We start from the raw sequence: 25704 nt of genomic DNA, 5'->3' as shown, positions 1-25704 counted from the left end.
GGAGCCGGCCTTGTGGCCCCGGCCCGGCCTTCGACGCTATTGGGGCGCGGGGTCGGGGTATTTCACCTCTAGGATCTCGAGCTCTTCCACCCCTGACGGCGTGCGCAGCACGACCGTGTCCCCTTCCCGCGCCTTGAGCAGCGCCCGCGCCACGGGCGATATCCAGCTGATCCTGCCTTTCAGGGGCTCGGCCTCGTCCACGCCGACGATGGTCACGACGTGCTCTTCGCCAGCGCTGTCCAGATAGGTGACGGTGGCGCCAAAAAAGACTTGGTCGCGGTTGGGTTGCTTGGAGGCGTCGACCACCTCGGCGATGTCCAGTCGCCGGGTAAGGAAGCGCATGCGGCGATCGATCTCCCGCAGCCGTTTCTTGCCGTAGAGGTAATCGCCATTTTCCGAGCGGTCGCCATTCGAGGCGGCCCAGGAAACCACCTGCACCACCGCCGGCCGCTCCACCGTCATCAGGTGCACCAGTTCGCCGCGCAGGCGTGCATACCCTTCGGGCGTCATGTAGTTCTTGACCCCGCTGGGCAAGGCGAGATGCTCGGGCAGTTCGTCGTCTTCCTGCCCCTCGGATTCTTTGACAAAAGCCTTGTTCATGACACTAAAACCAGTCGCGCCAGATCGGCGTCAAATGTGCGGGCAGCGGCGGCAGGACTCCGAGGTCGATGCGGCTCTCCGACGGGCCGTGGAAATCCGAGCCTCGCGAAGCGAGAAAACCATATCGGCGAGCCACCTCCGCGTACTCCCGGTACTGCTCCGGGGTATGGCTGCCGGTGACCACCTCGATGCCGCAGCCCCCCAGGCCCAGGAACTCTTCGTATAACGCCTGGAACTGCAATGGCGTGTAGTGGTACCTGCCGGGATGCGCGATGACTGCCACGCCACCGGCCCCGCGTATCCAGTTGATCGCATCGGGCAAAGCGGCCCAGCGCATGGGCACGTAGCCAGGCTTGCCCTCCACCAGATAGTTCTGGAAAACCTCCGGGACGTCGCGGCAGACCCCCTGCTCGACGAGAAAGCGCGCGAAGTGGGTACGGCTGATGAGTTCAGGATTTCCCACGTGCCGCAAAGCCCCCTCGAATGCACCCGGGATCCCGACGGCGGCCAGTTGCTCGGCCATTTCGCGTCCCCGCCGCTCCCTGCCCGAACGGGTATGGCGCAGGCCTTCGGCGAGGGCGGCATCGTCGGGATCGATCTGCAGGCCCACGATGTGAACGGTTTCTCCGGCCCAGGTGACCGATATTTCCACGCCCGGCACGAACTGCAAGCCCAGTTCGCGCGCCGCCTCGGCCGCCTCCGACAGGCCGCCGATTTCGTCATGGTCGGTAAGCGCGAGCACGTCGACGCCATTGCGATGGGCGCGTGCGACCAGTTCCCCGGGCGCGAGCATCCCGTCCGAGACTTGCGAGTGGCAATGCAGGTCGACGTTCAAGGCGTTCTCCATGCTCACATTGTAGGACGGGTGCAGCGTGGCAATAGCAACGGCCCTAGGAAATCTGCGACCAATTGCGCCACCTCTGCCGGCCGCTCTTGGTGAAGCATGTGGCCGGCGTCATCCACCACCACCCGTTGCAATGACGCAACGCATTGGAGGCGTTGCTCATAGCCGGGCTGGGCGAGCATTTTTGCCCGCACGCTGCTCCCGGCGGCCTCCACCCACAGTACCGGCGCGGCAATTTGCCGCCAGCAAGCGAGCACCTCCTCGAGGCGATAGGCGACACGATTGACGACCTTGTGTGCGGGATCCGCCCGCAGCTTCCAGCGGCCGCCGGCGGCCCGGCCATTCTCCTCGGCCAGGAAAGCCGCCTTGTCGGGGTCGAGCCGGCTGTTGTCGCGCAGGAGGCGCTGCGCATACGCTTGGACGTCAGGGTAATCCCACAACGTAGGCGGATCCGCGATCTCGTCCAGCCACTGCCGCAGCCGGGCAGGCACCGCTTCGGGAGGCACCGCGGGCAAGCCCAGGCCTTCGAGGTTGACCACGGCGGCGACCCGGTCGCGGCGCACGCCTGCATAGAGCATGGCCATGTTGCCGCCCATGCTGTGGCCTAGCAGGGCGATGGGTGCGGAAGGCGAAAGATGGCGGCAGAAAGCGTCGAGATCGCCCAGGTATTCCCCCACCTCGTAGGAGTCCGTGCCCGCCCACTCCGTGCGGCCGAATCCGCGCCAGTCCGGCGCAACGATGTGAAATCGGCCTGCCAGGAAATCAGCCAAGAATTGAAACGTCGCGGAGGAATCCATCCAGCCATGGAGTGCCAGCACGAGCGGCGCCCCCGGATCGCCCCAGTGGCGAAAATAGTGACGTAAACCCCTAATTTCCAGGTAGGCGGACCGAGGCGGGACGAGCGGCTTATACATCGAAATTCAACCCAAATAGACGGCAATTGCGCTGAAATGCGCGCGGCCGCTCCCTCCCCCGGGCCGTTTCGCCCGGCAGCGACCGCACCAAAGTTATTGCGGTTACCGGTCAGGTCAGTAATGATTGCTATATCACGCAGACACCCCGTCCGCCGATCTGGCCGGACCAGCTCCTAAAACCAGCGGAGGGTTATGGAAGACCAGTACCAGGCACTCTACACCACGTTTCGATGGTGGGTTCCGCAACGACTGAACATCGCAGACGTCTGCTGCCGGCGCTGGACCGTTAGCAGCGCGGATGCCAGGCGTATCGCCATCTACGCGGAAGATGCCGAGGGCAGGCGCGAAATCTGGACATACGGCCGCCTGCAAGAATATGCCAATCGACTCTCCAACGGTTTGCGCCGCATGGGCGTGCAGCGAGGCGACCGCGTCGCCATCGTCCTGCCCCAGCGTCCCGAGGCGGTGGTCGCCTACATCGCCGTCTTCCAGCTTGGCGCGATCTCGGTACCGTTGTCCGTCGCCCTGACTGCCCAGACGTACGAGCAACGCCTGCGCGACAGCGAAGCCCGCATTGCCATCGTCGACGGCACGGCTGCGCCGGCGCTCCTTCCGGCCACGGAACACTGCCCCCTGCTGCGCCAAACCGTCGGCATCGACCTGGAAGACGAGCGGGTCCTTTCTTGGCGTACGCTGCTCGCACGCCAGGAAAGCGCCTTCGAGATGCATCCCACGTCGTCGTCCGACCCGGCGCTGCTGCTCTACACTGCCGGAGCAGGCAGCTTGCCGAAGGGAGTGGTGCTGCCCCATGCGACCCTGATCGGGAATTTGCCCGGCTTTGTCGCGTCCCAAAACTGGTTTCCCCAACCGGGGGACGTCATGTGGACGGCGTCGGAATGGGGAAGCCCCCACGGCCTGTTCGCAGCCGTGCTGCCCAGCCTATATTTCGGCCAGCCGCTGGTGGCCGTGCGCCCGCCGCCCGATCCGCACGCGACGTTCTGCCTGCTGGAGCGCTACCGGGTCACCAATCTCGCCCTGACCACGCGCGACCTGCGCCGCCTCCTCAAGGCGGAGCAGCGGCCCGCGGAACGCTACCGCCTGGCGCTGCGCGCGGTCACGGCCACCGACACCGCGCTGGGCCGGGCCCTGTTCGAACGCTGCAAGCAGGCGCTAGGCATCGAGCCGAACGAAATCTACAGCCAAGTCGAGATCGGGACGGTGATCGGCCAGAGCTGCGAAAAATGGCCCGTGCGGCCCGGCAGCATGGGACGCCCCTACCCCGGACACCAAATCGCGATCGTGGATGCACTCGGCCGACCGGTTTCGGCCGGCGAGCACGGTGAAATCGTCGTCAATCGCTATGACATCCACGGCCACCCGGATCCGTCCTTCTTCTCCGGTTACTGGCGCGGCGAAGAAACAGGGCGGCCTGTCAGCGGCACGTGGCACCGCACGGGCGACCTCGCGCGCATGGACGAAGACGGCTACCTCTGGTACGTGGGGCGCTTGGACGAAATGTTCCAAATCGGCAATCGCCTCGTGGCCCCCGGGCCGATCGAAGACTGCTTGAACCGACACCCCGCAGTCGCCGACTCGGTAGCGGTTCCCATGCCCGACGGCGCAGGCATCAAGGCCTACGTGGTTGTCCTGCCCGCCCCTCCTGCTGCCGAGGCCGCGCCGGACGAAGCGCAACCCCCCGCCCCAGCGCAAGGCGAGGAGGCATCCGGCGAACCCGCAACTGCGCCAACCGAGGCTGATGACGCCGCCCGCCTCCGCACGCTGCGCGACCAACTGATCGCCTACGTTGCCTCCGAACTCGGCCGGGATGACACCCCCAAAGAGATCGAGTTCGTCGAAGCCCTGCCGCTAACCCCCTCCGGCAAGATCCGACGCCAAGCGCTCAAGCAGATCGCGGACGATCGCGTCCGGAAATGGCCGCCAGCTCCAGCGCACGCAGCTCCGTCTCCGTGAAACCCGCCGCCCGGCGGGCCGGAAGGTTGAACGGTCCATACTGGCCCGGCGCCTCATAACGCTGGGCCAGGACCACATAATGGCCCACTGGGTCGACGCCCTCGCGCTCGCACAGATAGCGGTACCAACGATTGCCGATCGCGACATGCCCGATCTCGTCGCGCAGGATGACATCGAGTATCTGCGCGGCCTTCATGTCTCCGGCGCCTGCCAGTTTCGCCCGTATGGCCGGGCTGACGTCTAGCCCGCGCGCCTCCAGGGTTCGAGGCACCAATGCCATGCGCGCGAGCAGGTCGAGCCGCGTGCGCTCGGCCATTTGCCACAGTCCGTCATGGGCCAGGAAATCGCCGTAGGCGTAGCCCAAGGATTGCAGGTGCTCCGCGAGCAGGGTGAAGTGCAGAGCTTCCTCGCTGGCGACCTTGAGCCAGTCCAGGTAATAGTTCTTGGGCATGCCGGCGAAACGCCAGATCGCGTCCAACGCCAGGTTGATCGCATTGAATTCGATGTGCGCCAGCGCATGCAGCAATGCCGCGCGCGCCTCGACCGAGGCCACGCCCCTTCCCGGTACGTCGCGCGGGGAAACCAAGACGGGGCGGAGCGGGCGGCCCGGGACACCCTCGGGCTCTTGTAAAACGCAGGCGGCATCCACATATACGGGCGAAGCCCCCAGCTCGCGCGTACGGGCGGCCTTCTCGGCCGGATCGCAAAGCGTGAGCAGTAGACGCGCCGCCTGTCGCAGTTCGGGTTCGGCTGTCATAGGACAGCATTGTAGAATGGCTCACCCCCACGCGCTTTCGAGGAAGTTTTTTGTCCGATCAGCTCAAGAAATACCTATTCGAGGACCAGACCGTCCGGGCTGAGGTCACCTCCATACGCCAGACCTGGAAAGAAATCCAGGCCCGTCACGACTATCCGCCCGCCGTCCAGCGCCTCTTGGGTGAACTGGTGGCGGCAAGCGCGCTGCTGGCCGCCAACATCAAGTTCAACGGCACCGTGGTCCTGCAGCTGCAGGGAGATGGCCCGATCGGCTTGATCGTCGTCGAATGCCATGCCGACCTCGGCATACGCGCGACCGTCAAGCTCCGCGAGGGCCACGCCGTGCCCGACGACGGAACGTTCCAGAGCCTGCTCAATAGCCAGGGAGGCGGCCGCTTCGCCGTCATGCTCGATCCCCAGGACCGCCAGCCGGGCCAGCAGCCCTACCAGGGCATTGTGGCGCTGCACGGCAATTCGGTGGCGGAAGCGCTCGAGCACTACATGCTAGCCTCCGAGCAATTGCAGACGCGCATCTGGCTCGCGGCCAACGCCGAATGCGCGGCCGGCGTGTTGTTGCAACAGCTTCCCCGGCATGGCGGCAAGACCGAAGGCCAGGCCGCCCAAGCCAAGGCCGACGACACCTGGGAACGCGCCCAAGTCTTGGCCGACACGCTCAAGCCGGAAGAGTTGCTCACGCTTACGCCGGACGCCTTGATCCACCGCCTGTATTGGCAGGAATCCCTGCGCGCCTTCGACCCGGCCCCGGTGACCTATCGCTGTACGTGTTCCCGCGAAAAAGTTGCCGACGTGCTGCTGCGCATCGGCAAGGCGGAAGTGGACGACATTCTGGCAGAACAAGGTCGCGTACAAATCCACTGCGACTACTGCGTCAAGAGCTTCGAGTTCGATGCGGTCGACTGCGCCGAATTGTTCGCCAACGATTCGGCCATGGTGAGGCACCAGAACACCACGCGCCACTGACGCCAGGCGGCATCGTGGCCGCGCTGCTGCAGGGGTGGAATGGCGCCTAACCCTCAGGCTGCGGTAGGCGCGTTTTGTCCTCGGGCAGTATCCACAATGGACGCCGGGCCGATGCACGGGCAAGCTCGCGTCATGCCTCCGGTCCATCACCCGCCTCGCATTCGCCTGCGCCGCCTACGCGGCACCGCCATGGCGGAATTCACCGTCGTGGCACTGCCGCTGCTGCTCGTAGGGCTCGGCGCCTTTGAAACCGGCCGCTGGCTATTGGTCCGCCAGGCCGTCGGCTACGCCTTGTTCGAAGCCGCGCGCGCCGGCGTCGTCTCGCACGCCGATCCATCCGCCATGGCAGGTGCATTCGAGCGCGCCCTCGCGCCGGCACTGGGCATCGACGCCCTCCCGGACCCTGCCAGCGTGGGGCCGCGGGTCAAGGCCAAGCTACAGGCCCGGGAGCGCGAATACGGCCTGCCTATGGCCCGCATCGAACAACTGAGTCCGAACCGGGCTAGCTTCGACGATTTTTCCAATGACCGGTCAAGCGCCGGGGGCGTTCGCGAGCTCGACTACGACTACCAGCGGCTGCACCACGACACCGTCTATCTTGCCCGTTACGGCAACGGTGCCGGCCCCCATTCGCGGCAAACCGTGTTCCAGGCCAATACGCTCGTGTTGCGCCTCACGTACCTGCACGCCCCCTACCTCCCTTGGATGGCTGCGCTGTTGCGCACGCTGGCCGACTCCGGCGAGGAGGATGATTACGTGCGACGTGCCCGCGCCGCGGGCCTGGTGGTGATACGGCGCGACATTGCGATGCCTATGCAGTCGGCCGCGCGTGAGCACGCGAAAAATGAAAATCTGCTGGCGGGGTAGTTCAGGAAGCGCCGGGTTTATCGATCCGCAGGCGCGGTCATGCGACGCTGGGGCGATGCCGGCGCAGTTCCCGGAGCAATCGCCGCAGCCGCCGGGCCTTCGACGATCTGCACGAATGCCTCGCCTTCCTTGAGCATGCCGAGCTCGTAACGGGCGCGCTCTTCGATGGCATCCGTGCCGCTCTTGAGGTCACGCACTTCGGCGTCGAGCGCAAGATTGCGCGTACGCAATTCCTCGTTGGTCTGGCGCTGGGCCTCGAGCTGGCGCTCGAGCTCCCAGGTGCGTAGCCACCCGCCTTTTCCCAGCCATAGCGGATACTGGATCAGCACCAATAGCAGGGCGATTATCAGAGTGAGCAGACGCATGCGGCCCGTCCCCCAATGGGAGCACCGGACCACCCGCCTAGGCAGTCCGGCGCAATTGCATCAACGCAGGTTGTAGAACGCCTCGCGGCCCGGATAGTGCGCCACGTCGCCGAGGTCTTCCTCGATGCGCAGCAGTTGGTTGTACTTGGCCATGCGATCCGAGCGGGACATCGAGCCCGTCTTGATCTGCATCGCGTTCGTGGCCACTGCGATGTCGGCGATGGTCGTGTCTTCCGTTTCGCCCGAGCGATGCGACACCACGGCGGTGTATCCCGCCCGCTTGGCCATCTCGATCGCGGCGAAGGTTTCGGTGAGGGTACCGATCTGGTTGATCTTGATCAGGATCGAGTTGGCAATGCCCTGCTCGATGCCGCGCTTGAGGATGCTGGTATTGGTGACGAAGAGATCATCGCCGACGAGCTGCACCTTGCGCCCCAGCTGCTCGGTCAGGTACTTCCAGCCATCCCAATCGTTCTCGGCCATGCCGTCTTCGATGGTCACGATCGGGTACTTGTCGCACCATGTGGCCAGCATGTGGGTCAACTCCTGGGAGCTCAGCGTCAAGCCTTCGCCCTCCATGTGATACTTGCCGTCGCGATAGAACTCCGAGCTCGCGCAATCCAGGCCCAGCGCGACCTGGGTACCCGGCTCATAGCCGGCCTTCTCGATGGCCTGCAGGATCAGCTGGATGGCCGCTTCGTGATTGGCGACATTGGGGGCAAAGCCGCCCTCGTCGCCCACGGCGGTGGACATCCCCTGGTCGTGGATCAATTTCTTCAGCGCGTGGAACACTTCGGCCCCCATGCGCAGGGATTCGCGGAAGCTGGTCGCGCCCACCGGCAGGATCATGAACTCCTGCATGTCCAGGTTGTTGTTCGCGTGAGCACCGCCGTTGATGACGTTCATCATGGGCACGGGCATGCTCATGGCGGCGCTGCCGCCGAAGTAGCGATACAGGGGCAGGCTGCACTCTTCAGCCGCCGCCTTGGCCACGGCCATGCTCACGGCCAGCATGGCGTTGGCGCCGAGGCGCTCCTTGTTTTCCGTGCCGTCCAGCTCGATGAGCGTGCGGTCCAGGAACGCCTGCTCCTGCGCATCGAGCCCCATCAATGCTTCCGCGATTTCGGTATTGACGTTCTCGACGGCCTTGAGCACGCCCTTGCCCAAGTAGCGCGACTTGTCTCCGTCGCGCAATTCGATGGCCTCACGCGATCCCGTCGAAGCGCCGGAGGGAACAGCCGCACGGCCCATCGCTCCCGATTCCAGCAGCACGTCGCACTCTACCGTGGGGTTGCCGCGGGAGTCGATGATTTCGCGCCCGATGATGTCTACGATTGCGCTCATAGGTATCCAGTCTCAAGAAGTTATTGGAAATCGTTTTCGAGAAACCCGTGACGTTTGGTCACACGGTCGAGTTCTATCAATGAGGCCAGCAGCTCGCCCATACGCTTGAGCGGTACCGCGTTCGGCCCGTCCGACTTGGCATGCGCCGGATCCGGATGTGTCTCCATGAACAGTCCCGACACGCCGACGGCCACGGCTGCGCGCGCCAGTACCGGCACGAATTCGCGCTGTCCGCCAGACGTTGCGCCCTGCCCGCCCGGCAATTGCACGGAGTGGGTGGCATCGAAAACCACCGGGCAATTCGTTTCGCGCATGATAGCCAGAGAGCGCATGTCCGACACGAGATTGTTGTAGCCAAACGATGCTCCGCGCTCGCAGACGAGGATATTGTTCCCGTCCCCGCCCGCTTCCAGCGCGGCCTCCCTGGCCTTGGCCACGACGTTGGCCATGTCGTGCGGGGCCAGGAACTGCCCCTTCTTGATGTTGACGGGCTTGAGCGTGGCCGCGCAGGCGCGGATGAAATCGGTCTGCCGGCATAGGAAGGCGGGCGTCTGCAGCATGTCGACCACGTCGGCGACCGGCCTGACCTGGTCGGTCTCGTGCACGTCGGTCAGGACCGGCACGCCGATCTGCTCGCGGACCTCCGAAAGCACCTTGAGCCCGAAGTCCATGCCCATGCCACGGAAGGACTTGCTCGAACTGCGGTTGGCCTTGTCGAAGGAACTCTTGTAGATGAAAGGCACGCCGAGCCTGCCCGTCAGCTCCTTGAGGGTGCCGGCGGTTTCGAGCGCGAGCTCGAGCGACTCGATCACGCACGGTCCGGCAATCAGGAAGAACGGCTTGGAAAGGCCGACCTCGAATCCGCACATGGAATAAGTACGGCTGGCGACGTCTTGCTGTGGACTCATGGTTGCCTCCTAGCGAGCAACGGCCTCCCCGCACTGATGGCGGGGACGCTCATGCCTGCTCCGCCGCGGCGCGCCGCAGCTTGTAATCGTGCGCGGCCCGGATATAGGCCGAGAACAGCGGATGCCCGTCGCGCGGCGTAGACGTGAACTCGGGGTGGAACTGCACGCCCACGAACCAGGGGTGGTTGGGCAGCTCCATCATCTCCGGCAGGTTCTCGGTCGGCGTGCGCGCGCTGATCACCATGCCGGCTTCTTCCAGCTTGGGCACGTATACGTTGTTCACTTCATAGCGGTGGCGATGGCGTTCATTGACCTCGTCACCGTAAATCGAGTGTGCCAGCGTGCCGGGCTTGACCGGGCAGCGCTGTGCGCCCTTGCGCATGGTGCCGCCCAGGTCGGAAGTCGCGGAGCGGCGTTCAATCTTGCCCTCGCGGTCCATCCACTCGGTGATCAGGGCGACCACGGGATGCGGCGTATCGAGCTCGAACTCCGTGCTATTGGCACCGGCCAGCCCGGCCACGTGCCGAGCGAACTCGATGACGGCCAGCTGCATGCCCAGGCAGATGCCCAGGTAGGGTACGCCGTTTTCCCGGGCGTAGCGGATCGCCTGGATCTTGCCTTCGGTTCCACGCTTGCCGAAACCGCCCGGCACCAGGATGGCGTCGTACTTACGCAGTTTGTCCGTGCCCTCGCTCTCGATTTCCTCGGAGTCGATATAGTCGACGACCACGTTGCAGCGAGTGTGGATGCCGGCATGTACCAGCGCCTCGGTCAGCGACTTGTACGACTCGGTCAGGTCCACGTACTTGCCGACCATGGCGATGTGCACCTCGCTCTCGGGGTTCTCGCGCGCGTGGATCAGGCCTTCCCACATGGAAAGATCCGCCGGGGGCGGCTGCAGGCCAAGGGCCTCGCAGACGAGGTCGTCCAGCCCCTGCTGATGGAGCATCGCGGGGATCTTGTAGATGGAGTCCACGTCCCAGACGGAGATGACCGCATCGAGCGGGACATTCGAGAACATGGAGATCTTCGCGCGCTCGTCGTCGGGTATGGGGCGGTCGGCCCGGCACAGCAGCGCGTGCGGATAGATGCCGATTTCGCGCAGCTTCTGCACCGAGTGCTGCGTGGGCTTGGTCTTGAGCTCGCCGGCCGAGGCGATGAAGGGCACCAACGTGAGATGGATGAAGGCTGCCCCCCCGCGCCCCAGGCGCAGGCTCATCTGGCGTGCAGCCTCGAGGAACGGCAGGGATTCGATGTCGCCCACCGTACCGCCGATCTCGACGATGGCCACGTCGGTCTTGCCATCCCAGGCCGCGGCGGCGCCGCGGGCGATGAAATCCTGGATCTCGTTGGTGATGTGCGGGATGACCTGGACGGTCTTGCCGAGGTAATCGCCCCGGCGCTCCTTGCGCAGCACCGATTCGTAGATCTGGCCCGTGGTGAAGTTGTTCACCTTGCGCATGCGCGCGCTGATGAAACGTTCGTAGTGCCCCAGGTCCAGGTCCGTTTCCGCGCCGTCCTCCGTCACGAAGACCTCGCCGTGCTGGAACGGGCTCATCGTGCCGGGATCGACGTTGATGTAGGGGTCGAGTTTGAGAAGAGTGACTTTGAGGCCGCGCGATTCAAGAATAGCGGCCAGGGACGCGGCGGCGATGCCTTTCCCCAGGGAAGACACCACACCGCCGGTAACGAATACGTACTTGGTCATTGCCAATGGCGCGCGGTTTTTGCCGAGCGCTTGCGGGAAATTGGAATTATAGCTTCTGTTCCGAAGGGCCGCGATCCCAGGGGGCGTAACCTTTGGCGACAAAAAGACATCGGGCGCGCGGCCAAGGCCGGCGGGCCGGAACGCCCGCGCGCTCCCAGGTTCAGTACAGCACCAGCGTATCCAGGGCGGGCTGCTCCCCTTCGATGCGGCCGGACTGGACGGATTCGGCGAAGAAGACCTGGCCGTCATGACGGCCCACCGCGTCCCGGGTAGTACGGGCCTCGTAGTCGACGTGCGATTCCTCGGCCCGGCCGGAGCGCTGAAAGACGGTGAGCTGCCGCAGCGAGCGCAGCCACCACCGCTTGGCCTGCCGGTCGTAGGACAGGGTCAGCTCGGCCGAAGTAGCCGTATCCTCGGCCTTGGAAAAGCTGCGGTCGGTGATGACGACGCGCCGGTGCCGGATTTCCACCTCGAAATTGCGGTCTGCGGGAAGATCCACGCCACAGGCCGCGCAGGGCACGAGAAACCCCCAGCCCGTGGCTTCGAACCCCCTGGCGCTGCGCACCCCCAGCAGCAAGGCGCGCCGCCCCTGGGCATTGCGGTAGACCTGGGCCACCCCCACGCCCTCTGCGCCGAAATCCCCCTCGACTTCCCGCTCGAGTTCGAATCCGTCGGGAACGAAAGCCTCGGCCCGGGAAGCGAGGGCGGGAATGGCCAGCGCGGCGGGTATGTAGGGACCGGCTGCCTCGCCTCTCACCGCCGGGCCGAAGGCGGCCAGCAGGAACGCCAGGACTGCCGGCAGGAACCCCCGCAGTCCGTCAAGCCGCGGCAGCAACGGCAGAGGTGTCCAACTTGGCGGCGGTCTTGTCCACGACCTCCTGCACGGAGACCCCCGGCGCCAATTCGACCAGCTTCAGCCCGTCCGGAGTCACGTCGATCACCGCCAGGTCAGTGATGATGCGGTCCACGACACCCACGCCCGTCAACGGCAGCGTGCATTCGGGCAGGATCTTCAGGTCTACCGTCCCGTCTTTCTTGCGGGCCACGTGCTCCATCAGGATCACGACGCGGCCCACGCCGGCGACGAGGTCCATCGCGCCGCCCATGCCTTTGATCATTTTGCCCGGGATCATCCAGTTGGCCAGGTCGCCCTTCTCGGACACCTGCATCGCGCCCAGGATGGCGAGATTGATCTTCCCGCCGCGGATCATCCCGAATGAATCGGCCGACGAGAAAATGGACGAGCCGGGCAGCGTGGTGACCGTCTGCTTCCCGGCGTTGATGAGGTCCGGATCGACCTCGTCTTCCGTGGGGAACGGCCCGATGCCCAGCAACCCGTTCTCGGACTGCAGCCAGACCTCGATTCCAGGTGGCACATGGTTGGCCACCAACGTGGGCAACCCAATTCCGAGGTTGACGTAAAAGCCGTCCTGCAGTTCACGCGCTGCCCGCGCCGCCATTTCATCGCGAGTCCATGCCATCTGATCTCTCCTCAATATCCTTTACCGTGCGCCATGACGTCCGCCGACACACCGCCGTGCGAGGCGCCGCGGCCCGTTCGCGGCATTATTTCGACGCCCTCACCGTACGCTGCTCGATGCGCTTTTCCGGGTTCGGGTTCAACACCAGGCGGTGCACATAGATGCCCGGCAGGTGGATGTGGTCGGGATCCAGCTCGCCGTTCTCGACGATGCGTTCGACTTCGGCCACCGTGATCTTGCCGGCCATCGCGACGTTGGGATTGAAGTTGCGCGCGGTCTTGTTGAAGATCAGGTTGCCGGCCTTGTCGGCAACCATCGCCTTGACCAGCGATACGTCCGGGACCAGGGCTCGCTCCAGCACGTATTTCTTGCCGTCGAACTCGCGGATTTCCTTGCCTTCGGCCACCTGGGTGCCGACACCCGTAGGCGTGAAAAAGGCCGGAATGCCCGCGCCACCTGCGCGCAGCTTCTCGGCCAGCGTGCCTTGAGGCGTGAATTCGACCTCTAGTTCGCCGGCGAGGTATTGGCGTTCGAACTCTTTGTTTTCGCCGACGTAGGAGGAAATCATTTTGCGGATCTGCCGCGTCTCCAGCAATTGGCCGAGCCCTACGCCGTCGATGCCCGCGTTATTGCTGATGCAAGTCAGATTCTTGACGCCGATGTCCCGCAGCGCGGTGATCAGCGCTTCGGGGATACCGCACAGACCGAACCCGCCCACTGCCAACGTTTGTCCGTCCCGCACGATGTCAGCTAGCGCCTCCCTGGCGCTGGCATAGACCTTGTTCATCTGTCTTCCTCGCTTTACATGTTGGCCTGTGGCCGTGACCGCATGAAATACAATCCAAGATCATACTTCGAACTGGCTTGACGGCGACACCGCCCGCCCCCGCACCTCCCGGAGGAACTCTGTACATGCAAGGCACCGAACGCGAGTCTATGGAATACGACGTGGTGATCGTCGGAGGCGGTCCCGCCGGGCTGTCCACCGCGATCCGCCTCAAACAGCTTGCGGCAGAAAAAGGCCGCGAGATCGGCGTCTGCCTGCTTGAAAAAGGCAGCGAGATCGGTGCCCACATCCTCTCGGGCGCCGTCATGGACCCGCGTGCGCTTACCGAGCTGATCCCCGACTGGAAGGAGAAAGGCGCGCCGCTGAACACGCCGGTGAGCGAAGACCGCTTCCTGTTCCTCTCCGAGACGGGGGCCAAGGCCACCCCGGGCTGGCTGCTGCCCCCCTGTTTCCACAACCAAGGCAACTACGTCGTCAGCCTGGGCAAGGTCACGCGCTGGCTTGGCGAGCAGGCCGAAGCGCTGGGCGTGGACCTCTTCCCCGGCTTCGCGGCGGCCGAGATCCTCTATGACGAGAACGGCGCCGTCAAAGGCGTGGCCACCGGCGACATGGGGGTCGGCCGCGACGGCCAGCCCACGGCGCAATACCAGCCCGGCATGGAGCTGCATGCCCGCTACACCATATTCGCCGAAGGTTCGCGCGGCCACCTCGGCCGCCAGCTGAACGAGAAATTCCAACTAAGCGCCGGCAAAGACCCGCAAAGCTATGGCATCGGCATCAAGGAACTGTGGGAGATCGACCCTGCCAAGCACCAGCCGGGCCTGGTGGTCCACACCGCCGGCTGGCCGCTCGACCCGGACACTTACGGCGGGTCCTTCCTCTACCACCTGGAAGACAACAAAGTCGCCGTGGGGCTGATCGTCGGGCTCGACTACAGCAACCCGTGGCTTTCGCCTTTCGAGGAATTCCAGCGATTCAAGACCCATCCGTCCATCCGCGGTTTCCTGGAGGGTGGAAAGCGCATCGCCTACGGCGCGCGTTCGATCACCGCGGGCGGACTGCTGTCACTGCCCAAGCTCGTGTTTCCGGGCGGAGCGCTGGTGGGATGCGAGGCCGGCTTTCTCAACGCCTCGCGCATCAAGGGCAGCCATGCCGCAATCAAGAGCGGGATGCTGGCGGCCGAGGCGGCCTTTGCCGCGCTGGAAGCAGGCCGCAGCCGGGATGAATTGGCGAGCTATCCCCAGGCGTTCGAGTCGTCCTGGCTTTATGAAGAACTGAACAAATCGCGTAACTTCAAGCAATGGTTTAAGAAAGGACGCACCGTCGGCACCTTGATGACGGGTATCGAACAATGGCTGCTGCGGGGCAATTTCCCCTGGACCATTCACCGCGACAAGCCGGACCACGCTTGCCTGAAGCCGGCCGACGCCTGCCCGCGCATCGAATATCCCAAGCCGGACGGCAAGCTGACGTTCGACCGCCTGAGCTCGGTGTTCATCTCCAACACCAATCACGAGGAGAACGAGCCGATTCACCTCACGCTCAAGGATCCGACCGTGCCAGTGGGCGTCAACCTGGCGCGCTATGCCGGTCCAGAAAGCCGCTACTGCCCCGCCGGCGTTTATGAATTCGTCAAGGACGAGCATGGCGCCGACCGCCTGCAGATCAACGCGCAGAACTGCGTGCACTGCAAGACCTGCGACATCAAGGATCCGACGCAAAACATCGTCTGGGTGACCCCGCAAGGAGGCGAAGGGCCTGTTTACAACGAAATGTAAGGCCGCGGGCGCGGCGTCCGCCTCGCAGCCGCAAACGCGCCGCGCAGGCGGTCCTTGCCCGCCAGGCGTGGCTACCGCCTCGTTGCAGCTCAATCCTGCAGCGGACGCGTGGCGACCAGGAAATCTTGGCCTACCCGCCAGTGGGACGCATCAACCGCAAAGCACCTGCGCACGAACTCCCTCGTCAGCACCGCCTGGGGCAGGCCGTCCGCGACGAGCTTTCCTTCTCTCAGCGCCAGGATGCGATCGCCGTACTGCGCGGCGAGGTTCATGTCGTGCATGGTCACGATGGCGGCCGCCCCGGTGCGATGCGCGAAATCGCGGATGGCCATGCATACCGAGTGCTGGTGGTGGGGATCAAGGCTGGCGCACGGCTCGTCCAGCAGCAGCAGCCGCGAGCCGATCCCATCATCCACCTGCGCCGGCCAAACCTGGGCGAGGACCCGAGCCAGGTGCACCCGCGCCTGCTCGCCGCCTGACAGGACCGGCATGGGCCGCTGCGCGAGGTGCGCCACGCCCAGGGCCTTGAGCGCCGCCTGGACGACGTCCCTCAGCTGGCGCCGGGACTCGCTGCGTGCCAGGCATCCCAGGTACACGACCTCCTCGACGGTAAACGGCAAGCTCAGCCCTGCACGCTGGGGCAGCACCGCACGGTGCCGTGCCAACTCCCCCGCTGCCCAGGCGGGCAAGGGCTTCCCCTTGAACAGCACCTGCCCGGCCGCCGGCGCGAGGTCTCCGGCCATGGCCGCCAACAGGGTCGACTTGCCCGCGCCGTTGGGCCCGATCAACATCACGACCTCGCCCGCGCCGATCCGGCAATCGATGTCGTCCAGCACCGTCCGGGCCGGCTGCATGGCCTGCCTGCGCGCGACCCTCAGCGAGCGCACCTCGAGCATCGCACTCAGCCCTCGAACATCCGCGCCTTGGCCCGGAGCAACAGGAACAGGAAAAACGGCGCGCCGACCAATGCCGTCAGGACGCCGATGGGCATCTCGGCCGGGGCAATGGCGGTCCGGGCCACGAGATCCGCGCCGACCGTGAGGACCGCGCCCAACAGCGCCGCCCCGGGCAGGACGATCCGGACGTCCGGTCCGGCCACCAGCCGTATGCAATGCGGCGCCACCAACCCCAAGAAGCCGATGATGCCGCAAAACGCCACGGCCACACCCACCCCCAGCGCGCTGAAAATGATGGCCATGGCTTTCAGGCGCTCCACGGCAATGCCCAGGTGGCGGGCCTCGGGCTCGCCGAGGGCCATGGCGTTGAGCCCCGTGCGTAGGCGCCACATGCCCGCCAGCGCCACCACACCTCCCGCGAATACCACGCCCACGACCGGCCAGGACGCCGACGCAAGGCTGCCCAGGTTCCAGAAGGTCAGGTTGCGCAGCTGCTCATCCGTCGCGACATAGCTGGACACGCCGATGAGGGCCAAGGCGATGGCGTTCATGGCGATTCCCGCCAGCAACATGGCGGCAACGGACACGCCCAAGGACGTGCGGCCAATCCGGTAGACGAGCAGCGTCGCGAGGACGCCGCCGCTGAACGCTGCCGCCGGCAGCAGAGCCAGGCCCAATGTGTGCGAAAGCTCCGGCCACCACAGATCGCCGAAGACGATGGCCAATGCCACGCAAAGCGCCGCGCCGCTCGAGATGCCGATCAGGCCCGGATCGGCGAGCGGATTGCGAAACAGGCCCTGAAGCGTGGCCCCCGCCGCGCCCAGCAAGGCGCCCACCCCGACTCCCAACATGACCCGAGGCAGGCGAATGCTCCACAGCACGCCCAATTGCTGTGGCTCGAACCCGCCCTCGGCCAGCCCTGCCTTGTACAGCAGGATGGACGCCACATTCGAGGCGGAAATGGGATACGCCCCCCTGCCCGCAGCGACGACGACCAGGCCCCCGAGAACGACGGTCAAGAGCGCGAGCAGCCAGCCAGCGGGCATGCGCCCAACCCGCGCGCGGGCCCAAGCCGACGCAAGGGAAGCGTTCATGCCAGCGGCGCTTCGCACGGACGTTCGACCGCTTGCGACAGGTGAAGTCCGGCGCCAGGCCCGACATGAGCGTCGCGCATCTTCGACATCTCCATCTTTTTCCTCATGCGAGCGAAGGCTCGCCGTCCAGATCATAGCTGCGCGCGAGCAGCACCGCGAAACGCTGGAAGGCCGCCCTGGCCCCGGCCACGACCCTGTCCTGTTCCTCCTCCGCCATGCCGCTGCCGTCCAGCGCCTGCACGAAACGCTTCCATGCCGCGCCCCGGCCGTCCGCAGGCGAGGCCAGGCTGCGCGCGCCGAAATGCTCGTCCAAGCCCAACCTTTGCCCCGCTTCCTTGAGGAGAAACGCCGCACCCAACTTCGACCCCTCCGACACGTAAAGCCAGCCCAGGCCTTCGGGCAGCGGCAGGCCTGGGCCTTGCGACGCATCCTGCGGCACAGGCAGGGGCACGCCCAGGTCGCGGAGGTCCGCTTCCGCTGCGGCCAGGCGGGACCGGCCCGCGAGATCGGGAATGAGCGCGGCATAAGGCCCGCTGGCGTACAACGGCTCGACATCGCGCTGGAACAGGTACTGGGCGGCCACGAATCGGCCGTAGTTGGCGCGACTGCCGAACGGATCGAGCGCAGTCACCAGCTTGTCGAGCCTCTCGTGCAGCGCCGCGGTTTCCGTTTTCAAGCGAAGAGCCAGCGAGAGCTGGGTGAAGCCTTGGGTCGTCATGGAGCGTCGCCTAGAATAATCATGAAAAAAGCCCACCCTCAATGTTATGTCCCGTTATGCCCCGCGCCCGGCCCGTCTGCCGGCTGGCACCCTGCACCCTGCGGAGATTATTCGCTCCTCCTGCGCAAAACAATTTTGACTGGGGCATGCGTTATCCGCCCGCCCGGGCGGCGCGCGCCCGTTTATCATCGGCACATCCCCGTGATCGGTCCGCAAGACCGCCATCATCATAGGCAATGTCAGGAGAACCTCATGACGGAACGCATCAATCGCCACGGCCTGCAAGTGGCGTACCAGCTCGACCGCTTCATCGAAGACGAGGCGCTGCCCAGCACCGGCGTTGGCAGCGATGCCTTCTGGCGGGGCTTTTCGGATATCGTGCATGACCTCGCACCGAAGAACCGCGCGTTGCTGGCCGAACGCGACCGTCTGCAGGCGGAAATCGACGCCTGGCACCGTGCCAACCCCGGCCCCATCCGCGACCAGGCCGGCTACCGCGCCTTCCTGGAGCGCATCGGCTATCTCCTGCCCCAGCCCGAGCACGTACGCGTCACCACCGAGAACGTCGATACGGAAATCTCCGAACAGGCCGGCCCGCAGCTTGTGGTTCCCGTTTCCAACCAGCGCTACGCGCTGAACGCCGCCAATGCCCGCTGGGGCAGCCTCTATGACGCCCTGTACGGCACGGACGCACTGCCCGAGGCGGACGGTGCCGAACGCGGCGCGGGATATAACCCGGTCCGCGGACGCGCCGTCATTGCCCGCGCCCGGGCCTTCCTCGACCAGGCTGCCCCGCTCGCCCAAGGTTCGCATGCCGACGCAACGGGCTACTCGGTTCGCGACGGCAAGCTCATCGTGGGCCTCGCCCAAGGCGAAACCAGCCTGGCACGGCCGGAGCAGTTCATCGGCTACCAGGGCCGCCCGGAGTCGCCATCGGTCATCCTGCTGAAAAACCATGGCCTGCACTTCGAGATCCACATCGACCGAGCGAGCGAGATCGGCGCCAGCGACGCGGCCGGGGTGAAAGACGTCGTGCTGGAAGCGGCGATCACCACCATCATGGACTGCGAGGACTCCGTCGCCGCAGTGGATACCGAAGACAAAGTCAAGGTCTACCGCAACTGGTTCGGGCTGAACAAGGGTGACTTGACGGAAGAAGTCACCAAGAACGGCAAGACCTTCACCCGGCGCCTGAACCCCGACCGCGAATACACGGCCGCCGACGGGTCCAAGCTCACCCTGCCTGGGCGCTCGCTGATGTTCGTGCGGCACGTCGGCCACCTCATGACTACGCCAGCCATCCTGGACCGGGACGGCAACGAAATCCCCGAAGGCATCATGGACGCCGTCGTGGCCACGCTGGTGTCCATGCCCGACCTCACACTCAAGCGCAACTCACGCAAAGGGTCGTTCTACATCGTCAAGCCCAAGATGCACGGCCCTGCCGAAGTGGCCTTCGCCAATGAGCTGTTCGACCGAGTGGAAGACCTGCTCCAGCTGCCGCGCCATACGCTCAAGATGGGCATCATGGACGAAGAACGGCGCACCAGCGTCAACCTCAAGGCCTGCATCGCCGCCGCCAGCGCCCGCGTCGTCTTCATCAACACGGGCTTCCTCGATCGCACCGGCGATGAAATCCACACGGCCATGGAAGCCGGCCCCATGCTGCGCAAGGGCGACATGAAGTCCTCGGGCTGGATCGCGGCCTATGAGCGCAGCAACGTGCTGATCGGGCTGGACGCCGGCCTGCGCGGCCGGGCGCAAATCGGCAAAGGCATGTGGGCCATGCCCGACATGATGGCGGCGATGCTCGAACAGAAAATCGCCCACCCCAAGGCCGGCGCCAACACCGCGTGGGTCCCCTCTCCGACCGCGGCCACCCTGCACGCCCTCCACTACCACCAGGTCGACGTCCAAGCCGTGCAGCAAGAGCTGGAGAAAATCCCCCTGGCAAGCGTCCAGGAAGAATTGCTGCAAGGACTGCTCACCGTGCCGGTGGGCGACCCGTCCGCCTGGTCGCAGGACGACATCCGGCAGGAACTGGAAAACAACGTCCAGGGCATCCTCGGCTACGTCGTGCGCTGGATCGACCAGGGGATAGGCTGCTCGAAAGTGCCCGACATCCACAACATCGGCTTGATGGAAGATCGCGCGACGCTGCGCATATCCAGCCAGCACATCGCCAACTGGCTGCGCCACGGCATCACCACCGAGACGCAGGTGCGCGAAGTGCTCAAACGCATGGCCAAGGTCGTCGATCAACAGAACGCCGGCGACCCGAACTACGAACCCATGTCTGGCAACGAGGAAACTTCGCTCGCCTTCCAAGCCGCTTCGGCCTTGATATTCGAAGGCCGCGTGCAGCCCAACGGGTACACCGAACCGTTGCTGCACGCGTACCGCGCCAAACGCAAGGCCCGCGGGCGCTGAGGCACGCAGCGGACGGCGGCCTGCTGCCGTCCGCATCCTGGCCGCGACATACCGGCCGCAGGCTTCCGGCGAGGGCAACCGTGCAGGCAAGCGACTTTGACTGCGCGGCGGCGGACCACTTATCCTACATGGGCTATCCAAGACCATAAGGAGACAAACACATGTCCGTCCCGGCTTCTCGCGCCCAGGCTTTTCACTGGCGCCGCAACCTCCTTGCGCTCTGCCTTGCTGCCATCTCGGGCTCGGCCTTCTCGACCACCGCCCTGGCAACGGACGCCTACCCGTCGAAACCGGTCACGCTCGTCACATCGTTCTCGGTGGGAAGCGGACCGGACACCGTGCTGCGCCTGGTAGCCGACCGCCTCGGCAAGGCGTGGAGCCAACGCGTCATCGTGGAAAACCGCCCCGGGGGCGCCGGCTTCATCGCCATCGATGCCGTCAAGCGCGCGGCGCCGGACGGTTACACGCTGCTTCAGCTGGACAGTGAGCAGCTGGCCGCCCTGCCGCACTTGTACAAGAGCCGGAACTACGACCCGGACCAAATCTTCGATCCGGTCGCCACGCTCTTCATTACGCCCTTCCTCGTGTCGGTTTCCACCCAATCGCCGTGGAAGTCCGTTTCCGACCTCATCGCCTCGGCCAAAGCCAAGCCCGGGCAGGTCACTTACGGCTCCTGGGGCATTGGCAGCCCGGGCCACCTTGGCGGCATCGCCCTCGAGAGTGATGCGAACGTCTCCATGCAGCACGTGCCGTACAAGGAAGTCGGACAGCTATACGCGGCCGTGAGCAACGGGGATGTGAACTGGAGCATGGCTACCATCGCCTCGAGCCAAGGTCCGTACCAGGCGGGCAAACTGCGTTACATCGCGGTCGCGGCGCCCAAGCGCATATCCCAAATGCCAGACGTGCCGACCGTAGCCGAAAGCGCCGGCCCCGCCGGCCTCGACGTCAATTCCTTTGTCGTGCTCTTGGCCCCCAAGGGAATTCCGCCTGCGATCCGCGACCAGATCAATGCGGAAGTAGCCAAGGCCGTGGCCGATCCCGAAGTCAAGAATCGCCTGGACGGATTCGCTTTCCAGGTCATCAGCTGGTCGCCGGAAGAAATCCGCCGCCAAACCACGCTCAAGTCCCAGACTTATCAGAAGCTGATCCAGAAGGCCAACGTGTCGCTCGAATGACACCGCCGTTCCGGCAGCGGGCCCGGGGTGCCCGCTGCGAGGCGGACATCATGCGGCCCTGCGGGCCGCTCGCATGTTCCGGCGTACGAAAAACCTTCGCCTGGCTAGCCGGATACCGCAGCGGCCCCTTTCCTGCGCCGCTCGACGAAGAATGCCCCGATCACCGTCTTGACGTCGGTGACCTGGCCCGCCTCGATCCACGCCAGCAAACGCTCGAGCGGGGCGCTGAATACTTCGACGAATTCGTTGTCGTCCAGCTTCTGCGTGCCGCGCTCCAGGCCTTCGGCCATGTAGAGCACGATGCGCTCGTCGGCGTATCCGATCGCATTGTGGATAGTGGTCAATTCGGTCCACTTGCTGGCGCGGTAGCCGGTTTCCTCGGTCAGTTCGCGCTGGGCGGTCGCGAGCGGTGATTCGCCCGCATCGATCTTGCCGGCGGGAAATTCGATGAAGGCGCGATGGACGGGATACCGGTATTGGCGCAGCAATATGACTTGCCCGTCGGGCAAGACCGGCACGATCATGGCCGCCCCCGGATGCACGATGTATTCGCGCGTAGACGTCGTGCCATCAGGCAGCCGGACGATGTCGCGCCGGACGTCCAGCAGCTTGCCCTTGAATACTGTCTCGCTGGCCAACGGCTCCTCGCGCAGCCGCTCGGAACTGCGCGCCAGCTCTTCCAAGGCGTGGTCGTAGGCACTCATCGCGCACTCCGTCTGAACAGGTAACGATAAACGAAACCAGGATAGGCCAGCACGAGGTAAAGCGTCAGCGTGACCACGTAGAACTGCCAGCCCTGCGGAAAGACGTTCCCCAGGCTAGCCTCGAAGGCGAACCCGATTGCGCCGACCACCAGGTAGAAGACCAGCACTTCCCCGAGGCGAAGCCAAAAGGGCTTGGTCGCTGCCGCGCCGTCCCGGCGATAGGCGATGACGCCGAAAATGCGTTCCGACAGGAACGGCAGATTAGCCGTGACCAATGCCAGCAGGATCAGGACGTAAATAGCGACGGTTTGTTTCAAGTCGGTATTCCTGCGCGACAAACCCGGCCTGGGACGACGGCGGCCCGAAGGCCGCGGCGGCTACCGCCCGGCGATCAGAGGGCGAGCGAACTGGCGATGGCTTGGGCGCACACGGCGACCAGCGGTGCGGGGAACACGCCGAGAACCAGCAGCAGGATGCCGTTGACCGACAGCACGGTACGGAAACCGGCGGAACCTTGCAGCGGCGCCTGGTCCGCGGGTTCGTCGAAGTACACGACCTTGACCACGCGCAGGTAGTAGAAGGCGCCGATCAGGGAGAACAGCACGGCAATCACGGCCAGCACGATATGGTTGGCCTGGACCAGCGATTGCAAGACCGCCAGCTTGGAATAGAACCCGACCGTGGGCGGGATGCCCGCCAGCGAGAACATCTGCAGCAGCATGACCCCCGCGAACCAGGGGTTGCGGCGGTTCAAGCCCTTGAGGTCGTCAATGTTCTCGCAGTCAAAGCCTGCGCGCGAGAGCAGCATCAACACGCCGAAAGAGCTGAGCGTGGTCAGCACGTAGACGATGACGTAGAACATCGCCGACGTATACGCATTCTGCGCGTTGAAGGCGCTGTCTTCGACCACGCCAGACATCAGGCCCAGCAACACGAAGCCCATGTGGGAAATGGTCGAATAGGCCAACATGCGCTTGATGTTGGTCTGCATGATGGCGGCCAGGTTGCCGATCATCAGCGACAGTACCGCCATGATCGCCAGCATGGGCTGCCAATCCGCGGCCAGGCCGAACAAGCCATCCACCAGCAGGCGCAGCACCATGGCGAAGGCCGCCAGCTTCGGCGCGCCGCCCAGCAGCAGCGTCACAGCGGTGGGCGCCCCTTGGTAGACGTCGGGCACCCACATGTGGAACGGCACGACGCCGAGCTTGAACGCGACTCCCGCGACCAGGAACACCAGGCCAAAGACCAGGATCATGCGGTGATCGCCCGCATCCGTGGTGGCCAGGGAGATGTCGGCGAGGTTCAAGCTGCCGGCGGCGCCGTAGATCATCGACATGCCGTAGAGCAGCAGCCCCGAGGCCAAGGCGCCCAGCACGAAGTACTTCATCGCCGCTTCGGTGGAAACCGTATGGTCGCGGCGCAGGCCGATCAGCGCGTAGAACGACAGCGACATGAGCTCCAGGCCGAGGTAGATCGTCAGCAGGTTGCCCGCGGAAATCATGACCATCTGGCCGAGCAGCGCCAACAGCGACAGCACGTAGAACTCACCGCCTCGCAACATGCCGCGATCCTTGGCATAACCCTTGCCGTAGATCAGCGTCACGCCGACAGCGATGTACGAGCACACCTTGAGCACGTGCGCGAGGCCGTCGGTCACGTACATGCCGTCGAACGCAACGCCTTGCACGCCCGTGGCCAGGGCTGACAAGCTCATCCAGCTCAACAGCACCAGCGTCAGCAGGGACAGGATGTGCGTGAGCGCGCGGCCATCATCCTTGACGAACAAATCGATCAGCAAGATGGCGGACGTCAGCACCAGCAGCGTGACTTCCGGCGCGACCAGGGACAAATTCAAATTGGCAAATTCCATTGCTTAACGTCCGGCGTCTTACAGTTTCGAAATGGCGACGTGCTTGAGCAGCGCATCGACCGAGACGTGCATCACGTCGGTAAAGGGCGCGGGATAAACACCCATGTACAACACGGCGATGGCCATCACGCCCAGGATGAAAAACTCGCGAGCGCTCAAGTCCGACAGTTCGCGCACGTGCTGATGCGTGATGTCGCCAAAGACCACGCGCTTGACCATCCACAGCGAATAGGCTGCGCCGAGGATGAGCGCCGTCGCAGCCAGCAAGCCGATCCAGAAGTTGTACTCGACCGACCCCATGATGACGAAGAATTCGCCCACGAAGCCGCTGGTGGCAGGCAGCCCGCTGTTTGCCATCGAGAACAAGACGAAGAACGTCGCGAACTTCGGCATGGTATTGACCACGCCGCCGTAATCGGCAATGCGGCGCGAATGCACGCGGTCGTACAGCACGCCGATGCACAGGAACATCGCGCCCGAGACGAAACCGTGCGACACCATTTGCACGATGGCGCCTTCGACGCCCGCCGTATTGAAGATGAAGAACCCCAGCGTAACGAAGCCCATGTGCGCCACGGACGAATAGGCAACCAGCTTCTTCATGTCGTCCTGCACCAGCGCCACCAGGCCGATGTAGATCACGGCGATCAGCGACAGCGCGATCATCAGGCCGGCCAGGCTGTGCGCGGCATCAGGCACGATGGGCAGGGAGAAGCGCAGGAAACCGTACGCCCCCAGTTTCAGCATGATCGCCGCCAGCACTACCGAACCGCCGGTGGGTGCCTCGACGTGTGCGTCGGGAAGCCAGGTGTGCACCGGCCACATCGGCACCTTCACCGCAAATGCCATCAGGAATGCCAGGAAAATCAGCACCTGTTCGGTCTGTCCCAGCGGCAGCTTGTGCCAGGCAAGGATGTCGAAGGAGCCGCCCGCCGAATACCACAGGTAGATGAAGGCAATCAGCGTCAGCAGCGAGCCCAGCAGCGTATAGAGGAAGAACTTGAACGCGGCATAGACCCGGTTCGGGCCGCCCCAGACGCCGATGATGATGTACATCGGGATCAGGGTGGCTTCGAAGAACACGTAGAACAGCAGGCCGTCGAGCGCGGCAAACACGCCGATCATGAGGCCCGACAGGATCAGGAACGCCCCCATGTACTGGGCGACCCGGCTTGTGATGACCTCCCAGCCGGCCAGCACCACGATGATGGTGATGAAGGCCGTCAAGAGCACGAACCAGAGCGAGATGCCGTCGATGCCGAGGTAATAGGAGACGCCGTAGTCGGCGATCCAGGTCGCCCTTTCGACGAACTGCATGTCCGCCGTGGATGGGTCGAACCCCGTATACAAGGGCAGCGTCACCAAGAAGCCAGCGATCGCACCGATCAGGGACAGGATCCGCGCCAACTGAGGATTGCTGTCGCGGCCCACCGCCAGCACCAGCGCGCCGAACACGATCGGGGTGAAGATCGCAAGCGAGAGCCACGGAAAAGAAGTTTGAGCCATA

The 25704-nt window shown here is 64.8% G+C and carries 24 protein-coding genes; 6 read left to right on the top strand and 18 right to left on the bottom strand.

The features are described from left to right. Window positions 1–36: 36 nt before the first annotated feature. Genes greB through Q0319_RS08130 form a run of 3 tightly spaced genes read right to left on the bottom strand, consistent with a single transcriptional unit; the run spans window position 37 to window position 2262 of the window. Window positions 37–600, bottom strand: a complete 564-nt coding sequence (greB, locus tag Q0319_RS08140) for a transcription elongation factor GreB (protein WP_296470514.1) — start codon at window positions 598–600, stop codon at window positions 37–39. Window positions 601–604: 4 nt separating this feature from the next. Continuing rightward, the gene (locus Q0319_RS08135; protein WP_296470511.1) at window positions 605–1447 is read right to left on the bottom strand and encodes a 3',5'-nucleoside bisphosphate phosphatase; all 843 of its coding nucleotides are present in this window, start codon (window positions 1445–1447) and stop codon (window positions 605–607) included. Window positions 1448–1449: 2 nt separating this feature from the next. Next, the gene (locus Q0319_RS08130) at window positions 1450–2262 is read right to left on the bottom strand and encodes an alpha/beta hydrolase (protein WP_296470507.1); all 813 of its coding nucleotides are present in this window, start codon (window positions 2260–2262) and stop codon (window positions 1450–1452) included. Window positions 2263–2550: 288 nt separating this feature from the next. Here Q0319_RS08130 and Q0319_RS08125 point away from each other — a divergent pair, with 288 nt between their 5' ends. Then, window positions 2551–4329, top strand: coding sequence for an AMP-binding protein (locus tag Q0319_RS08125; protein WP_299451710.1), 1779 nt, complete (start codon window positions 2551–2553; stop codon window positions 4327–4329). On the opposite strand, the gene Q0319_RS08120 is transcribed toward Q0319_RS08125, so the two are convergent. Next, a complete protein-coding gene (locus tag Q0319_RS08120) occupies window positions 4259–5086 on the bottom strand; it encodes a ferritin-like domain-containing protein (protein ID WP_299451708.1) in 828 nt (275 codons plus the stop codon). The genes Q0319_RS08125 and Q0319_RS08120 overlap by 71 nt on opposite strands. 50 nt (window positions 5087–5136) lie before the next feature. On the opposite strand from Q0319_RS08120, the gene hslO reads away from it, so the two are divergent. Together hslO and Q0319_RS08110 are read left to right on the top strand one after the other, a co-directional pair. Continuing rightward, complete coding sequence (gene hslO, locus Q0319_RS08115; protein WP_296469417.1) at window positions 5137–6066, top strand: Hsp33 family molecular chaperone HslO; 930 nt, start codon at window positions 5137–5139, stop codon at window positions 6064–6066. A gap of 189 nt (window positions 6067–6255) precedes the next feature. After that, a complete protein-coding gene (locus tag Q0319_RS08110) occupies window positions 6256–6933 on the top strand; it encodes a TadE family protein (RefSeq protein WP_299451706.1) in 678 nt (225 codons plus the stop codon). A gap of 17 nt (window positions 6934–6950) precedes the next feature. Here Q0319_RS08110 and ftsB read toward each other — a convergent pair whose 3' ends face one another. The 7 genes from ftsB to Q0319_RS08075 form a co-directional block, all read right to left on the bottom strand. Then, entirely contained in the window at window positions 6951–7298 is a 348-nt protein-coding gene (ftsB, locus tag Q0319_RS08105) for a cell division protein FtsB (RefSeq protein ID WP_296469421.1), read from the bottom strand. Between the two features lie 60 nt (window positions 7299–7358). Continuing rightward, a complete protein-coding gene (gene eno / locus Q0319_RS08100; protein WP_296469425.1) occupies window positions 7359–8642 on the bottom strand; it encodes a phosphopyruvate hydratase in 1284 nt (427 codons plus the stop codon). 20 nt (window positions 8643–8662) lie between these two features. Then, entirely contained in the window at window positions 8663–9511 is an 849-nt protein-coding gene (gene kdsA / locus Q0319_RS08095; protein ID WP_296469430.1) for a 3-deoxy-8-phosphooctulonate synthase, read from the bottom strand. An 88-nt stretch (window positions 9512–9599) separates the two neighbouring features. Then, window positions 9600–11258 carry a CTP synthase gene (locus Q0319_RS08090; protein ID WP_296469427.1) on the bottom strand — a complete coding sequence of 553 codons (1659 nt, stop codon included), beginning with the start codon at window positions 11256–11258 and terminating at the stop codon, window positions 9600–9602. A 160-nt stretch (window positions 11259–11418) separates the two neighbouring features. Next, window positions 11419–12093, bottom strand: a complete 675-nt coding sequence (locus Q0319_RS08085) for a hypothetical protein (RefSeq protein ID WP_299451704.1) — start codon at window positions 12091–12093, stop codon at window positions 11419–11421. Beyond that, entirely contained in the window at window positions 12077–12739 is a 663-nt protein-coding gene (locus Q0319_RS08080) for a CoA transferase subunit B (RefSeq protein WP_296464058.1), read from the bottom strand. The genes Q0319_RS08085 and Q0319_RS08080 overlap by 17 nt, the downstream gene beginning before the upstream one ends. Before the next feature lie 85 nt (window positions 12740–12824). After that, on the bottom strand, window positions 12825–13526 hold the full coding sequence (locus tag Q0319_RS08075; RefSeq protein ID WP_296464055.1) for a CoA transferase subunit A: 702 nt from the start codon (window positions 13524–13526) through the stop codon (window positions 12825–12827). A 149-nt stretch (window positions 13527–13675) separates the two neighbouring features. Here Q0319_RS08075 and Q0319_RS08070 point away from each other — a divergent pair, with 149 nt between their 5' ends. Then, complete coding sequence (locus Q0319_RS08070; RefSeq protein ID WP_296464062.1) at window positions 13676–15304, top strand: electron transfer flavoprotein-ubiquinone oxidoreductase; 1629 nt, start codon at window positions 13676–13678, stop codon at window positions 15302–15304. Window positions 15305–15393: 89 nt separating this feature from the next. On the opposite strand, the gene Q0319_RS08065 is transcribed toward Q0319_RS08070, so the two are convergent. From Q0319_RS08065 to Q0319_RS08055, 3 genes are all read right to left on the bottom strand, one after another. Further along, window positions 15394–16200, bottom strand: a complete 807-nt coding sequence (locus Q0319_RS08065) for a heme ABC transporter ATP-binding protein (protein ID WP_299451703.1) — start codon at window positions 16198–16200, stop codon at window positions 15394–15396. Between the two features lie 5 nt (window positions 16201–16205). Beyond that, entirely contained in the window at window positions 16206–17294 is a 1089-nt protein-coding gene (locus Q0319_RS08060; RefSeq protein WP_296464050.1) for an iron ABC transporter permease, read from the bottom strand. A gap of 103 nt (window positions 17295–17397) precedes the next feature. Then, entirely contained in the window at window positions 17398–18012 is a 615-nt protein-coding gene (locus Q0319_RS08055; protein ID WP_296464049.1) for a biliverdin-producing heme oxygenase, read from the bottom strand. A 252-nt stretch (window positions 18013–18264) separates the two neighbouring features. Here Q0319_RS08055 and Q0319_RS08050 point away from each other — a divergent pair, with 252 nt between their 5' ends. Both Q0319_RS08050 and Q0319_RS08045 read left to right on the top strand, forming a co-directional pair. Then, window positions 18265–20442 carry a malate synthase G gene (locus Q0319_RS08050; protein WP_296464047.1) on the top strand — a complete coding sequence of 726 codons (2178 nt, stop codon included), beginning with the start codon at window positions 18265–18267 and terminating at the stop codon, window positions 20440–20442. A 161-nt stretch (window positions 20443–20603) separates the two neighbouring features. Further along, the gene (locus Q0319_RS08045) at window positions 20604–21620 is read left to right on the top strand and encodes a tripartite tricarboxylate transporter substrate binding protein (RefSeq protein ID WP_296464045.1); all 1017 of its coding nucleotides are present in this window, start codon (window positions 20604–20606) and stop codon (window positions 21618–21620) included. A 104-nt stretch (window positions 21621–21724) separates the two neighbouring features. Here the strand turns inward: Q0319_RS08045 and Q0319_RS08040 are convergent, their stop codons facing one another. From Q0319_RS08040 to Q0319_RS08025, 4 genes are all read right to left on the bottom strand, one after another. Beyond that, entirely contained in the window at window positions 21725–22324 is a 600-nt protein-coding gene (locus Q0319_RS08040) for an NUDIX hydrolase (protein ID WP_296464043.1), read from the bottom strand. Beyond that, the gene (locus tag Q0319_RS08035; protein ID WP_296464041.1) at window positions 22321–22641 is read right to left on the bottom strand and encodes a DUF2818 family protein; all 321 of its coding nucleotides are present in this window, start codon (window positions 22639–22641) and stop codon (window positions 22321–22323) included. The genes Q0319_RS08040 and Q0319_RS08035 overlap by 4 nt, the downstream gene beginning before the upstream one ends. A gap of 74 nt (window positions 22642–22715) precedes the next feature. Next, the gene (nuoN, locus tag Q0319_RS08030) at window positions 22716–24197 is read right to left on the bottom strand and encodes an NADH-quinone oxidoreductase subunit NuoN (protein WP_296464039.1); all 1482 of its coding nucleotides are present in this window, start codon (window positions 24195–24197) and stop codon (window positions 22716–22718) included. Between the two features lie 18 nt (window positions 24198–24215). Further along, window positions 24216–25703 (bottom strand): NADH-quinone oxidoreductase subunit M, encoded by a 1488-nt coding sequence (locus Q0319_RS08025; RefSeq protein ID WP_296464037.1) that lies wholly within the window; start codon window positions 25701–25703, stop codon window positions 24216–24218. Window position 25704 lies beyond the last annotated feature (1 nt).

Source organism: uncultured Pigmentiphaga sp. (assembly GCF_937950555.1).
Lineage (GTDB): Bacteria > Pseudomonadota > Gammaproteobacteria > Burkholderiales > Burkholderiaceae_B > Pigmentiphaga.
Note: the sequence above shows the minus strand (reverse complement) of the source record. Positions and strands in the feature narration are given on the sequence as shown.